Source organism: Asticcacaulis aquihabitans (genome assembly GCF_032490435.1).
Taxonomy (GTDB): Bacteria; Pseudomonadota; Alphaproteobacteria; order Caulobacterales; family Caulobacteraceae; genus Asticcacaulis.
The window spans coordinates 165,909-178,427 of record NZ_JAVGWM010000005.1; the positions used below are offsets into that span (position 1 = coordinate 165,909).

9 protein-coding genes and 1 tRNA gene are annotated in these 12,519 nt (G+C 55.9%); 5 read left to right on the top strand and 5 right to left on the bottom strand.

Going from position 1 to position 12,519, the window contains the following annotated elements:
• The first annotated feature begins 51 nt into the window (after nt 1-51).
• Nucleotides 52-750, top strand: a complete 699-nt coding sequence (gene pdxH, locus RCJ00_RS18575) for a pyridoxamine 5'-phosphate oxidase (RefSeq protein WP_316223812.1) — start codon at nt 52-54, stop codon at nt 748-750.
• Here pdxH and RCJ00_RS18580 read toward each other — a convergent pair whose 3' ends face one another.
• Nucleotides 751-1,374 carry an HAD family hydrolase gene (locus RCJ00_RS18580; protein WP_316223814.1) on the bottom strand — a complete coding sequence of 208 codons (624 nt, stop codon included), beginning with the start codon at nt 1,372-1,374 and terminating at the stop codon, nt 751-753. It lies immediately after the preceding gene.
• A gap of 108 nt (nt 1,375-1,482) precedes the next feature.
• On the opposite strand from RCJ00_RS18580, the gene RCJ00_RS18585 reads away from it, so the two are divergent.
• The 3 genes from RCJ00_RS18585 (at nt 1,483) to RCJ00_RS18595 (ending at nt 7,675) form a co-directional block, all read left to right on the top strand.
• The gene (locus RCJ00_RS18585; protein ID WP_316223817.1) at nt 1,483-2,904 is read left to right on the top strand and encodes a bifunctional aminoglycoside phosphotransferase/ATP-binding protein; all 1,422 of its coding nucleotides are present in this window, start codon (nt 1,483-1,485) and stop codon (nt 2,902-2,904) included.
• A gap of 198 nt (nt 2,905-3,102) precedes the next feature.
• The gene (locus RCJ00_RS18590; protein WP_316223818.1) at nt 3,103-3,945 is read left to right on the top strand and encodes a DUF1499 domain-containing protein; all 843 of its coding nucleotides are present in this window, start codon (nt 3,103-3,105) and stop codon (nt 3,943-3,945) included.
• A gap of 706 nt (nt 3,946-4,651) precedes the next feature.
• Complete coding sequence (locus tag RCJ00_RS18595) at nt 4,652-7,675, top strand: TonB-dependent receptor domain-containing protein (RefSeq protein WP_316223820.1); 3,024 nt, start codon at nt 4,652-4,654, stop codon at nt 7,673-7,675.
• A 352-nt stretch (nt 7,676-8,027) separates the two neighbouring features.
• Here the strand turns inward: RCJ00_RS18595 and sppA are convergent, their stop codons facing one another.
• From sppA to RCJ00_RS18615, 4 genes are all read right to left on the bottom strand, one after another.
• A complete protein-coding gene (sppA, locus tag RCJ00_RS18600; protein WP_316223821.1) occupies nt 8,028-9,812 on the bottom strand; it encodes a signal peptide peptidase SppA in 1,785 nt (594 codons plus the stop codon).
• A gap of 136 nt (nt 9,813-9,948) precedes the next feature.
• On the bottom strand, nt 9,949-10,860 hold the full coding sequence (gene trhO / locus RCJ00_RS18605; protein WP_316223822.1) for an oxygen-dependent tRNA uridine(34) hydroxylase TrhO: 912 nt from the start codon (nt 10,858-10,860) through the stop codon (nt 9,949-9,951).
• A 19-nt stretch (nt 10,861-10,879) separates the two neighbouring features.
• A complete protein-coding gene (locus RCJ00_RS18610; RefSeq protein ID WP_316223823.1) occupies nt 10,880-11,353 on the bottom strand; it encodes an MEKHLA domain-containing protein in 474 nt (157 codons plus the stop codon).
• Complete coding sequence (locus RCJ00_RS18615) at nt 11,316-12,050, bottom strand: alpha/beta fold hydrolase (RefSeq protein ID WP_316223824.1); 735 nt, start codon at nt 12,048-12,050, stop codon at nt 11,316-11,318. The genes RCJ00_RS18610 and RCJ00_RS18615 overlap by 38 nt, the downstream gene beginning before the upstream one ends.
• Before the next feature lie 125 nt (nt 12,051-12,175).
• Between RCJ00_RS18615 and RCJ00_RS18620 the strand changes: the two genes are divergently transcribed.
• A tRNA-Gln gene (locus tag RCJ00_RS18620) sits at nt 12,176-12,249 on the top strand.
• Nucleotides 12,250-12,519: the final 270 nt, after the last annotated feature.

Here is a 12,519-nt window from a genome sequence, read left to right on the forward strand (position 1 = left end):
ATTCTGAAAGTAGGCGTCGGGCTAGTTTCTGAACCCGTCCAAATAAAATTAATGCCTGATTATCCTTTTCAAAGTCTTAAAGCCGACATGACCGATTCGCTAATTCCGCACAGCCCGACTGCCGATGAATATGCCGAGGCGCATGCCGCCCATGAGGCCGAGATCGATGTGGCCGAGCCTTTTACCCTCTTCGGTCAATGGTTGAAGGACGCAGGTGCGAAAGAGCCGAATGACCCCAATGCCATGGCCGTTGCCACGGTTGATTCGGACGGCTTGCCCGACGTGCGCATGGTGCTGCTCAAAGACTTCGATGAGCAGGGATTTGTATTTTATACCAATACCTTAAGCGCCAAGGGCCAACAATTGACTTCAAATGAAAAGGCGGCGCTGCTTTTTCACTGGAAGTCCTTGCGCCGCCAGGTGCGGATCCGAGGCGAGGTGACACGGGTATCAGACGCCGAAGCCGACGCTTATTTTCAGAGCCGGGCGCGCCAAAGTCAGATCGGTGCCTGGGCGTCGGATCAATCGCGCCCCATGGAGGACCGGTTTGCCCTGGAAAAGCGTGTCGCTGAATATGCCTTGAAATTCGGTTTGGGCAAGATCGACCGGCCGCCGCACTGGACGGGATTCCGCATCTCGCCGCTCAGCATGGAATTTTGGCGGGATAAGCCATTCCGGCTGCATGACCGGATCCAGTTTCATCGTGATACGACTGCTGGGAACTGGGAAAAGGCGAAACTGTATCCCTGATCACCAATTGGCAGGATCTGTCCGGTAGTAGGGCCGTATGTCGATCACCCGCATACCGGCACGCGTGGCCGATTCAATGCCTTCGTCGCTATCTTCATAGGTTTGAATGAAGCGCGGAGCTATGCCGAGTCTGTCGGCGGCGACCAGGTAAAGATCAGGTGCAGGCTTTCCCACACCGGCGTCCTCAATCGTTACTACGGTGTCGAGGCGGTCCAGTACGCCCACGGCGGTTAGGGTCGCCTCGACAATGTCGCGCTGGCCACCCGAAGCCACACCCAGTTTAATCCGTCCGTACTGGCTTCGCAGGATGTCATGTGTGTAAGGAATGGGCCGGATCGCGGCCAGGTGTTTGTTGAACGCCTCTGCGGTACGGCGGGCCACGTCGGCATCGTCAAACGTAATGCCTTGGGCTTCGGTGAGGGCTTGAAGCAGTTGATAGCGAGACAAGCCTAACCGGGCGAGATAGAACTCCGCCTCGAAACTGGCCTTGTAATCCGCAAGCACCTCCCTGAACGCGCGATAATGCGCGCCGAAGGTATCGGCCAATGTACCGTCGCAGTCGAATATAATTGCCTGGACATCGGTGTCGAGCAAAGGAACGCCAAGTGCGGGAAGGGAGGTCATGCCGCCGATGTGACGATCAAACCGGCCGAGGTCAAGGTCAAGCTGGTTGCAAAGATAACAAAAAAGCCTTACCCGAGACCCATCCAATGTTGCGTCCGGAATTCGCCCGTGTCCCTGAGTCAGGTTCTCCATCATCTCAAAGACGGCGCTGATGAGGTCATCGAAACCTCCTGCGCCACCGTCGTACTTAAGGGCACCAAGGCCTATAAGATCAAGAAAAGTGTCGACTACGGTTTCCTTGACTTTACCTCGCCGGAAAAGCGCCGCGCCGCCTTGTTACGGGAACTGCGCTATAACCAACGTATGGCGGCGGACATCTATCTAGGTGTCGAAGACATTGCCGGCGAAAGCGTTCTGGTCATGCGCCGGTTCGACACGGCCGGTGTTCTGGGGGAGCAGAGTGCCCGGCAAAGTGACTGGGCCCCCAATCTCGATACCATGCATGACCTGGGCCAATTGGTGGCGCGTTTCCACGCAGGTTCGGAAGTCTGTCGCGATCGCCAACACGAAAACAATATCAAATATGTTATCGATTCCAACCGCACCAACATTGCCGCCTTTCGCGAGGAGCTAGGTGCCGAAGCCGTCGACGCCTATGATGCCGCAATCAATGCTGCTTACGATGACGTGGCCAGCCACGTGCTCGCGCGCTTCGACGCCGGCTTCGTGCGCCACTGTCATGGCGACCTGCATCTGGGCAATATCCTGATCGAGCACGACAAACCGATTTTGTTCGATTGCATTGAGTTCAACGAGCGCCTGAGCCAGATCGATGTGCTCTATGATCTGGCCTTCCTGCTGATGGATCTGTGCGTACGTGGGCATGACGCGGCTGCCAATCGCGTTCTGAATGTCTGGCTTGAACAGGCTGCCCGGCTGGAAGATGACGTCGAGACGGTATACGCCGGATTGAAACTGCTCCCGATCTACATGTCGGTACGGGCAGGCGTGCGTTGCCACGTCAATGCCAACTATGTCGGCGAAGGGACGTACGCGCTGGATAAGGCACGTATGTATCTCCAGGCTGCGCATCGGTTTCTTGATATGAAGCTGCCCTCTCTGACCGCTATTGGTGGATTGTCCGGCTCGGGGAAGAGCACCCGCGCGCGCGCCGAGGCGCCCCTTGCCGGCCGTGCCCCGGGGGCGGTCATCCTGCGCAGCGATGAAATCCGCAAACGCCTTTGGGCCTGTCCGGAATATGAGGCGCTACCGAAGGAGGCCTATGCGCCCGACGAAAGCGCGCGGGTGTACGAGCACATGTTCGATTTGGCGCGCATCGGTCTGGATGCGGGGCAGTCTGTCATTCTGGATGCAACCTTCCGTGAGGCTGGTTGGCGTGATCGCTGTGACGCTCTGGCCGAGACGAGTGGCGTTGGTTTTGACGGTCTTTGGCTTGATCTGCCGGCCGACAGGCGTGCAGAGCGGGTCGCGGCCCGTACAAAGGATGTGTCCGACGCGACCGCCGACATAGCGATGAACCAGCAAGCCATTGACGCATCGACGATTTCATGGCGTGTCGAGGTGGCTTAAGAGTCTTGAACTCCGGCAGATTTTAGGGTTAATTGAGATGGCTGGGGAGCATTTCGGATCGTTTGTTTAAGGCTGTCGATTGAACATTCCCCACGCGGAAAAATCTTTTCGCGTTTTGAAGGTAAATCCGTGACCTATGGCCGTTTTGGGCTAAACTGTGTCACCTGCAACTAGAACAAAGTAACCCCGGAAAGCCCTGTGCCGGATTCACATACCCCAGACGCGCCCATGACCGCCAACAAGCCCAAGAAAAAAGGGCTGGCCTTCGCGCACCTGTCTTTCATGGTATCGGTAATTACATTCCTGTTTCTGCTTGGCACAATGATGCTGACGCACCTGGAATATATTAGTATAGAACTGGGCTTCAGCACGCTTACCCTCGGCATTGGTCCACGCATGGTCATGGCGGCCCTGGCGGTTGCCGGCATTTCGCTGCTTATTTCTCTTTTTATGTGCCCCAGCCGCTGCGCCCCCTGGGCATTTGCCTCCGTACTCATATCCGGCGGGATGCTTGGCGGTTACGCCTGGTATCATAAGGAACTTAAGGACCATCCGCCGATTGCCGACGTCGCGACGAACTGGGACCGACCGCTTAGTTTCTCAGACAAGTTTATGAGCCAACGTGGCGACAACGCCTTACCGGTCGAAGACTTGCCTCGTGTGCCGAAAAATGAATCCATGGAGTGGGGAGGGAAGACCCTGGCGGCTATCAACGAAGCCACCTGTCCCGCTGCCAAAACGCTTCAGGACCGAATTATTCCTGAGGACCAGATACCGGCGATCGTTAAGGCGCTAAAGGAAAAGCACTATATTGTTTTCGGTACATCTCCCTGGCGTATCGAGGCAACCTATCAGGACAATTTTTACGGCTTCAAGTCGGACATCGTTATTCGCATAGATCCGAGAAGTGTCGATGTGCGATCCATCAGCCGAATAAACATGCCCGATTTAGGCGCGAATTGCCGTCGCGTTACCGAAGTTTTGGGTATCATCAAGGCCCTTCCGGTCGCTGCTGGCAGTCCGACGCCGCAGGCCGATTGACGGCGCAAGATTTGCTCAGCCCGTGTCCACGAATGGAAGCGGGCAATGGTTTCGGCAATATTTCTTTATATTTCAAGGCGCTCACAGCGTATTGCGGTCGCCATTCTGTGTATCACTTTGGCGCAACTTGTGACGGCCGTGTATTCTCAGCATGACGCCGTGACGAGAGTAGAACCTGCGCACGGTGGTGTCCGCATACAGCTAAGGCATTAGCCGCCCCATATCTGCGACAGCCGAATTTATGTCACTTTTGCCGCATTCGAAACAGCAATATGTGTGTCGCATTCGCATCTTAATCACGAATCCAATCAAAAAAAAACGCGATGCTCAGGTTGGCACCGCAAAAGATTGCGAAAATATTTTTGAGCTGATGGCTAAATGGGGGGTGATTTCTTTCTACGAAAGACCCTGTCAGCCGTGTTGAAATGAATACGTATAACTAGCTGTATTTTATGCATTAATATTTTAATTGTCTTTTGTTCTGTTGTCATTTCGGGCTGGTAAATTTCACCCAGGAGACGTATTGAGTCTTCCCTAGCGTAAGGTTTCGCGTGTGACTTTATTGAAACAGGTTTCAATTGATATAGACAAAAATGTGTCGTGTGATTGACGGATTTGCGACTGAGGTCTTTAACTTCATTAACAGCGTGTAATGCTGGAAACTGCGGTGGGTGCGCCTACACCCTCATGTAACCCGGAGAAACAAGTGAAAAAGATATCCATGCGATCTGGCCTTATGGCCACGACGACCATTTTTGGCGTGGCGTTTGGTCTCGGCTCGAATGCATTTGCGCAAGACGCCGCCACCACGACAGCCGCCCCTGAGCCGGTTACCGAAGTTGTGGTCACGGGCTCGATTCTGCGTAAGAAAAACCTGACCTCCATTTCGCCGTTGACCACGTTGACCTCCAATGACTTGGAAAAGCGCGGTGTCACCACTGTTGAAAACGTTGCGCAACGCCTGCCTGGGAATAACGGTGGCGCCATGACCAACAACTGGTCCGCCAACGGCAACTTCGCCTCGGGTGCCTCGGCGATCTCGCTGCGCGGCTTGACCAGCAACTCGACCCTGGTTCTGGTCGATGGCATGCGCCTGGCCTATTATCCGCTCGCCGACGATGCCACGCGGAACTTCGTTGACCTGAATACCATTCCGAATGCGATTATCGACCGCGTTGAAGTCTTGCAGGATGGCGCCTCGGCCACCTACGGCGCCGACGCTATCGCCGGCGTTGTTAACGTCATCACCAAGAAGCAGTTCACGGGGTTGACTGCAAAGGTTTATGCCGGAACATCTGAAAAGGGCGGCGGCGATGTCAAAGGCTTCTCCGCTCTTTGGGGCAAGGGCAACTTGGCCACTGACGGTTATAACTTCTACGTCAGCGCTGAATATCAGAAAGATGACCTGCTGAGCTTCAATGAGCGCGGCTATCCGTACAACACCGCCGACCAAAGCTCGACCTGTGGCACCAGCATTGTCAACGGCGCGAAGACCTGCCGGACAAATAGCGTCCAGAACGGCATTCAATTTGACGGCCGCTTCCTTGGCGTAGGTACGACCACCGTCGCGACCGTCCGTCCTTACAATGCTACCGCTACGTCTGCCGCGGGTAACTGGCAGTTGCTTAATCCGACCGCGGGGTGCGGTGCTCTGAAGAGTGTTACGATTTCCGCTGCTAACGTTGCGGCTAACGCGGCGGCTAATTCTCCAGTAGGCGGTGTTCCGGCTGGCACGGTTCTCTGTCAACAGGATAACGTCAATCTTTACGGCGTTATCATTCCGGAAAATGAGCGCAAGAGTGTCACTATGCGCTTCACCAAGCGGTTCAGCGACACCATGGAAGGTTATGCTTCGCTTAACCTCTATGAAAACAGTACCTATACGTACGGCGCGCCGCGCAGCATCCGCCAGCAGGCGACTCCAGGTGCCGCCGGTACAACCTATAGCACGGCTATAGGCTCAACGGATTTCCCCGGCGCATTCGGTATCTATCTGCCGATCTACGTCTGTCCGCGCGGCACGACGGCTGCCTGTACGTCGGCTAACGGCACTCTAAACCCGAACAACCCGTTCGCGGCTGCCGGCCAAGTGGCGCGTATCGCCTATTCCTTCGGTGACCTGCCTTATTACACCACGACGGACTCCAAGACCGCTCGCTTCACGACCGGATTTAAGGGTACTGCGCTGGGATGGGATTACAATGTTGACCTGACCGCAATGCAGTCAGAACTGGAATATCAGCAACATGGTCGTCTTTATGCGAAACATCTGATCGATGTGGTTAAAGACGGGTCCTACAATTTTGTGAACCCTTCGCAAAATACTCAAGCTGTTCGCGACTATCTGGCGCCAACGGTTGTTCAGAATTCGAAATCTCAGTTGGCTCAACTTCAATTCACAGCGGCCCGTCCGCTGATGGATCTGGCGGGTGGTCCTCTGCAATTGGGCGTCGGTGCGTCCGTTCGTTATGAAATGGTTGACAACCCCTCCGCTAACCCAGATCCCGTCGGCGGCGATCCGCGCGAGCGTTATTTCACGGTCAATCCGTTCGGTGCCAAGGGGCAGCGCACTGTATCTGCCGCGTCTTTCGAACTTGATGCGCCGTTTACCGAGGCGTTGACCATGAACTTCAGTGGTCGGTATGACAGCTATTCCACCGGCTTCTCGTCTTTCTCGCCGAAAATTGCAGGAAGCTATAAGGCGACCGACAAGCTGACCTTCCGCGGTGCTATCTCGAAGGGCTTCCGTGCCCCGGCCATCGCAGAAACCAACGCTGATCCGTCGACGGGTTTCATCACGTTGACTGCTCCGGATTCTTTCTTGGCCGCTCATAATAACAACGGCTATGGCGAAGGGTATTCGGTCGGTCTGACCACGGTTTCTTCGTCTGATTTGAAGCCTGAAAAATCGGAAGGTCGCAGCTTGGGCTTCGTCTTCACGCCGACCCGTAACCTGGCCTTCACTCTGGATTATTACAAGATCCACAAGGACGGCATCATCCAGGGCGGCAACTACGCGCCCGCTCTGGACGCTTACTTCGCAGGTCAACCCATTCCGGCCGGTTTCAAAGTTGTCGCGGGCACGCCCGACCCGCAAAACCCGAACGCTTTGGCCACACCTGGCTTTATCCAGTATGGTTTGATCAACCTGTCGTCGCAAGACAACGAAGGGTTCGATGCTTCGGCGTCGGCACGCTTCAACCTGGGCCCGGTTCGCTGGACCTCGTCTGCCGAAGCGACCTACATCCAGTCGTTCACCCAAACCTATCCGGATGGCACCAAGCTCCGCTATGATGGCACGCTTGGCAACAACCAGATCACGTCTGGTTCGGGTACGCCGAAACTGCGTGGTAACTGGCAGAATACCTTCGACTACGGCAAGGCTTCGGTTTCGGCCACCGTCTATTACATCAGCGGTTACAAGTCGATTGCCGCCGATAACGGTGACGACTACTACGGCACCTGCGCTGACGGTAGCACTGCCGCCTTCTACCGCGACGGCGCCACTCCGGTTGTGTGTAACGTCGACTCCTTCACCTATGTCGACCTGCACGGTTCTTACCAGATCACGGATAACTACTCGATCCAGCTGGATATCCTGAATGCGTTCAACGCGAACGCGCCTCAGGACCCGAGCTCGACCTATGGCATTACCAACTACAACGTGGCTTTCCACAGCCCCGGCGTCATGGGCCGTTACTTCAAGCTGACCGGCAAGGTTAACTTCTAACCCTGTCCTGAGTACCTAAACGAAGAAGGCGGTGTCGAAAGGCACCGCCTTTTTTTGTGCGTAAAGTTCAGGGCAGTTTCGCATGTGCATTCGGCCGTAGTGGAGAACCGGCTTCCCAGCGGGGAGCGCAATAAGAGGGTCTGATTGGCAGGTAGCACGAGACGTGCAACGTGGCACTTAGACACGTGCCCTAAACGCGTACGAAATGACTTACCTCAGCGCTGTCAGGTTTCGATCTATTTGCGCGAGCGATATGGCGTCCCCTAGCGAGCCCCTGTACCCGCCTGCCTGTCGGTACAAAAAACGCCCGGATTGACCGGGCGTTTTCGAAGCTAAAAATTGTAAACCGCGATTAGCGCATAGACGGTTGATACGGCTCCGGGGCCAGAACATTGGCGCCACGTTCACGCAGGCGTTCATCGCTGGCCTGCTGTATCATCATTTCGGCCTTTGGGTCGCTCATGGCCCAACCTAGGAAGGAGAGGGCCTTCGCGCCGCTTATACCCATATGGACGCCCTGCTTGGCTGCGCCGAACAAGGTTGCGCGTTCGCCATAGTTGATGAGTCGCACGTCGGCCTTGGCATCGATCTTGGCCAAAGACTTAGCCACGTCAACAGCGTCATAAAAACCGCCGAGACGATCGACCAGATGGAGCCCCAGGGCCTGTTCACCCGTCCACACGCGTCCCTTGGCAATGTCCCGAACGGTCGCTTCCGGCAGCTTACGGCCGGTGGCGACGTGCTGGATGAAGCCATTGTAGATTTCATCGATCCAGCCAGACACCGCGGCGCGCTGCGCAGGCGTGAAGGCCTGGTTCTGGCTGAATGCCTGGGCATAGGTGCCGCCGACCGAGATATCGCGATCATCAATGCCGAAACGGCTTAGCGCGTCACCGATGGCGAACTTGCCACCGAACACGCCGATAGACCCTGTCAGGGTCGATGGATTAGCGACAATCGACGAAGCCCCCGAAGACACCCAATAGCCGCCCGACGCTGCATATTCGCCCATGGACACGACAACCGGCTTTCCGGCCGCTTTAGCCGCTTGCATGGCCTGAGCGATCTGTTCCGATGCGGTATCCGATCCACCCGGCGATGACACGCGGAAGACGACGGCCTTTACACTGCTATCCTTGGCGGCCTTGTAGAAGGCATTGGCGATCTCATCCGAAATCATGCCCTGGCTGCCGCCAAATGTACTGCGGCTGCCGGCGCGTCCTGTCATGATGGCGCCTTCGCCATCGATGACCGCGATAACATCGCCAGACATGCCGGGCGCCAAGGTGCGCTCATAGTCCCCGATATCCATGATCTTGGCGCCATCGCCCGCGCGTTGCAATGCGGCGTCTTCGGCTTCCTGAACCTGGCCCAGCTTGTCGACCAGGCCAAGCTTCAGCGCTTGCTCGGCGCCGTAAGGGCCGGCTTCCAGAGTGGATTTCAACTTGCCGGCGTCGGTGCGCCGGTCGGCGGCGGCGGCCTTTATCATGGAGCCGTAAATGCTGTTCATCCAGCCAAGCGTCGCCTCGCGGTGCGCTGGCGTGTAGTCGCTGTAGAGATATGGATTGACCGCGTTCTTGAACTCGTAGCGCTGCTCATATTCGGCCTTGATACCGTATTTGTCGAAAGCGCGCTTGAGGAACATGGTCGAGGTCGAAATGCCTGTTACCTGGAAAGACGCGTGCGGTTGCATCCACAGATTGCCCGACGACGCGCCCAGCATGTAGGAGGCCACGACCATGGTGTCGGGATAGAGGCCTTGGCTATGGGCCAGAACAGGTTTGTTGGCGCGCCGGACATAGACGATAGCGTTGCGGATTTCCTCGGCGGCGGCGGGCGACATGCCGCCTTCAGGCAGGCGAATGAAGACACCCTTGACCTTCGGATCGTCGGCGGCATGATGCAGGGTTGTTACCACGTCGATGGTCGACAGCTTTCCGCCCGTAAGGAAGTCGAGCGGTTGCTTGGAACTTTGATCCGTCATCGCTTGGCGCAGATCGAGCGACAGCACGACATTGCCAGCCACCTTGGGCTTCGATGCCGAAGCAATGCCAATGACCAATGCAATGGGGAGCACCACGAAGACGATCAGCAAGGCGGTGACAACCGCTGCCAGCGTAATAAAGAACTGTTTCATGCTTAACCCGGAGTCCCCGCGATATATTCAGCGGATACCATAACGTTTAATACTACAACGTCAAATGAAGTCGCTGTCATATAGGGGCATTACGGCGCGGCTGTGGCCCGAAAACAAACCCCGCGATGCAAGGCGATCAGAACTTGATTCGACCGGTGTGCTGGCGTGGTGTCTGCTTTTGTGTCGGTGGCCGATCATGGGCGTGGCGGGGTTGCCCCAGACAATGCGGACAGGAAGCGCCCTTGATATAGGTCGGCTGCGCCTGGTCTTCGGCGGTGAGGGCGTGATCGCAATGCAGGCATAAGACGGCGGTCTGTGACGGGTTGAGGTCGTGATCGACGGCTATGCGTTCATCGAACACGAAGCATTCGCCCGCCCATAATGATTCCTCGCGCGGCACATCTTCGAAATATTGCAGGATGCCACCCTTTAGGTGATAAACGTCCTCAATGCCTTGGTCGATCAGCCAGGAGGTATATTTTTCGCAACGGATGCCGCCGGTGCAGAAGGTCGCAACCTTCTTGCCTTTCAAGGCTTCGGCATTATCGCGCGTCCATTGCGGCAAATGCTTGAAGTTCGGAATATTCGGATCGATGGCGTTGCGGAAGGTGCCCAGATTCACTTCGTAATCGTTGCGCGTATCGATGATGACCACGTCGTTTCGGGAGATCAGAGCGTTCCAATCCTTCGGTTCGACATATTGGCCGAACCGCTTCATCGATACCGGCTCGCCCAAGCCGATGGTTTCCTTTTTCAACCGAACCCGTACCTTGCCGAAGGGCTGGTAGTCCGCATAGGACTCTTTCCATGTGATGGGGGCGCCGATCAATTCGCTTTGCAGATAGGCCAAAAAGTTGTCGATCGCCTCGCGTGTTCCCGCCATGGTCGAATTGACGCCCTCGGCCGTGATCAGCAGTGAGCCCTTGATGCCAAGGTGAGTCAGCCGCTCAAGCAGCGGCGCCTGCATTGCTTCGAAGTGGGGAAAGTCGAAGAAATGATAGAAGGCGGCGATGACGTAAGGGGGCGGGCTTTGTGGGCGATCAAACATGGCGCGCACCTATCACATTTTACAGAAAGCGCCAATCCCGGATAAAGGCGGCCTGACCGTAGCGGACACCCTGTGTGTCGACGACGTTCCACAGAACCGTGTCGCGTATCTCGAACCGCCGACCTTTGGCGGATATGCGTATGCCGGCATAATTGTCGATGCCGCCGGTTTCCAGGGCGGCTCTAAGCAGCGCGTCTCGATCCGACTGGATGCCGGGCGTCGCTTCGGCACTCAGGCGAGAGGGCAGGCGTGTAAAGGCCGCCCAATCCATTTCCCACAGATTCAAGGCCTGCGCATTGGCGTAGCGAAAGACGGGATCGGCCTCTATGCCGTGCGAGACTATGGCTTGCGGCGCGTCAAACAGCGCCTGCGCAAGCTCGTGATCCGGCAGGTCAGCCGCATCTGGCACTATGAATTGACCGGTAAAGCGATGAAAGCTTTGCGCCATCAACCGGTTATAGGCGGCGACCGCAGGGGTAAGAAAAGGTGGCATGGATAAAAGGCCAGATAACATCGGAGACGAGGTGGGAGGGATCGTCCTGCAAGACAAAGTGCGGCGCGTCAACCTCTACAACCGTTATGTGCCGATTGATGGCGGTCATGTCATCCGCGCATTTTTTGGGTATCAATCGGTCGCGCCTTCCACGAATGTACATTATGGGCATGTCCAGCGCCGCCAATTGTGGGCGAACATCACAATCAAGCACCGCGTTGAGGCGCGTTCTCAAGACATTGGGATCGATCGTTTGAAGAGATGAGAGAATGTCCTTGGCCATAAATTTCGTCTTCTGACTGAGCAGCATAATCGCGATTACCCAGGCTGGTACTTTCACGCGGCCCGTAAGGAACAGGCAAAGCCTGAGTAGAGGTGCCATTCGCGGCCAGGGCTTAACCGCGAACGTCGCCGTCAATATCAAAACATCTGGCGGATGGCTCGCCATCCCGGCCAGCAGAATTGCCAATGGTCCGGAAAAGGATTCGGCAATGAGGATATAATTGCGGTCTGCGGGTACGTCCGGAAGCAAATATTCGCACAATCTCGCATAATCCATTGCTTCGTTTGCCGGATAGCTCAGGATGCGAGTTTCCAGATGTGGGGACAAGGCCGCTGCGAAACGCGTTGAAAAATAGCCTGTCCCGTCCGTTCCGGGTAGCAGCAGACATACGGGTTTTCGATCGGAATGTGCCATATGCCTATGATAATAAAAAGATTGGGGAAAAATAACCTAAAGGGATTGCGTTCGTCAAAACCTTGCGCTATCTCCACGCCTCTCGCGGCGACAAGCTACTTGGTTACGCGGGACCGGCTATATGCTGGGGAATGGTGTAATGGTAACACTCCGGTTTTTGGTACCGTCATTCTAGGTTCGAGTCCTAGTTCCCCAGCCAGCTTTCTCCTCCTTCGTATTATACTGTTTCGCTCGTTTCCGACGCGCATTGGCTGAAACGTCTTTCAAACAAATTAGATGATTCACCTACGTCAGCGGACGGTACGCCTGCTTTGTCAGTGCTACTCGATAATACGAAGCTGAAAGCAGTCGGCGGCCAGGACCGTCATGCGCTTCCGACCTTTGTCGGAAGCAGCCAGAACCACGCGATGCCATCATCCATATAGATGTGACTGACGTCCTGAAAATGAATTGGCTCGGTGAGCGGGAG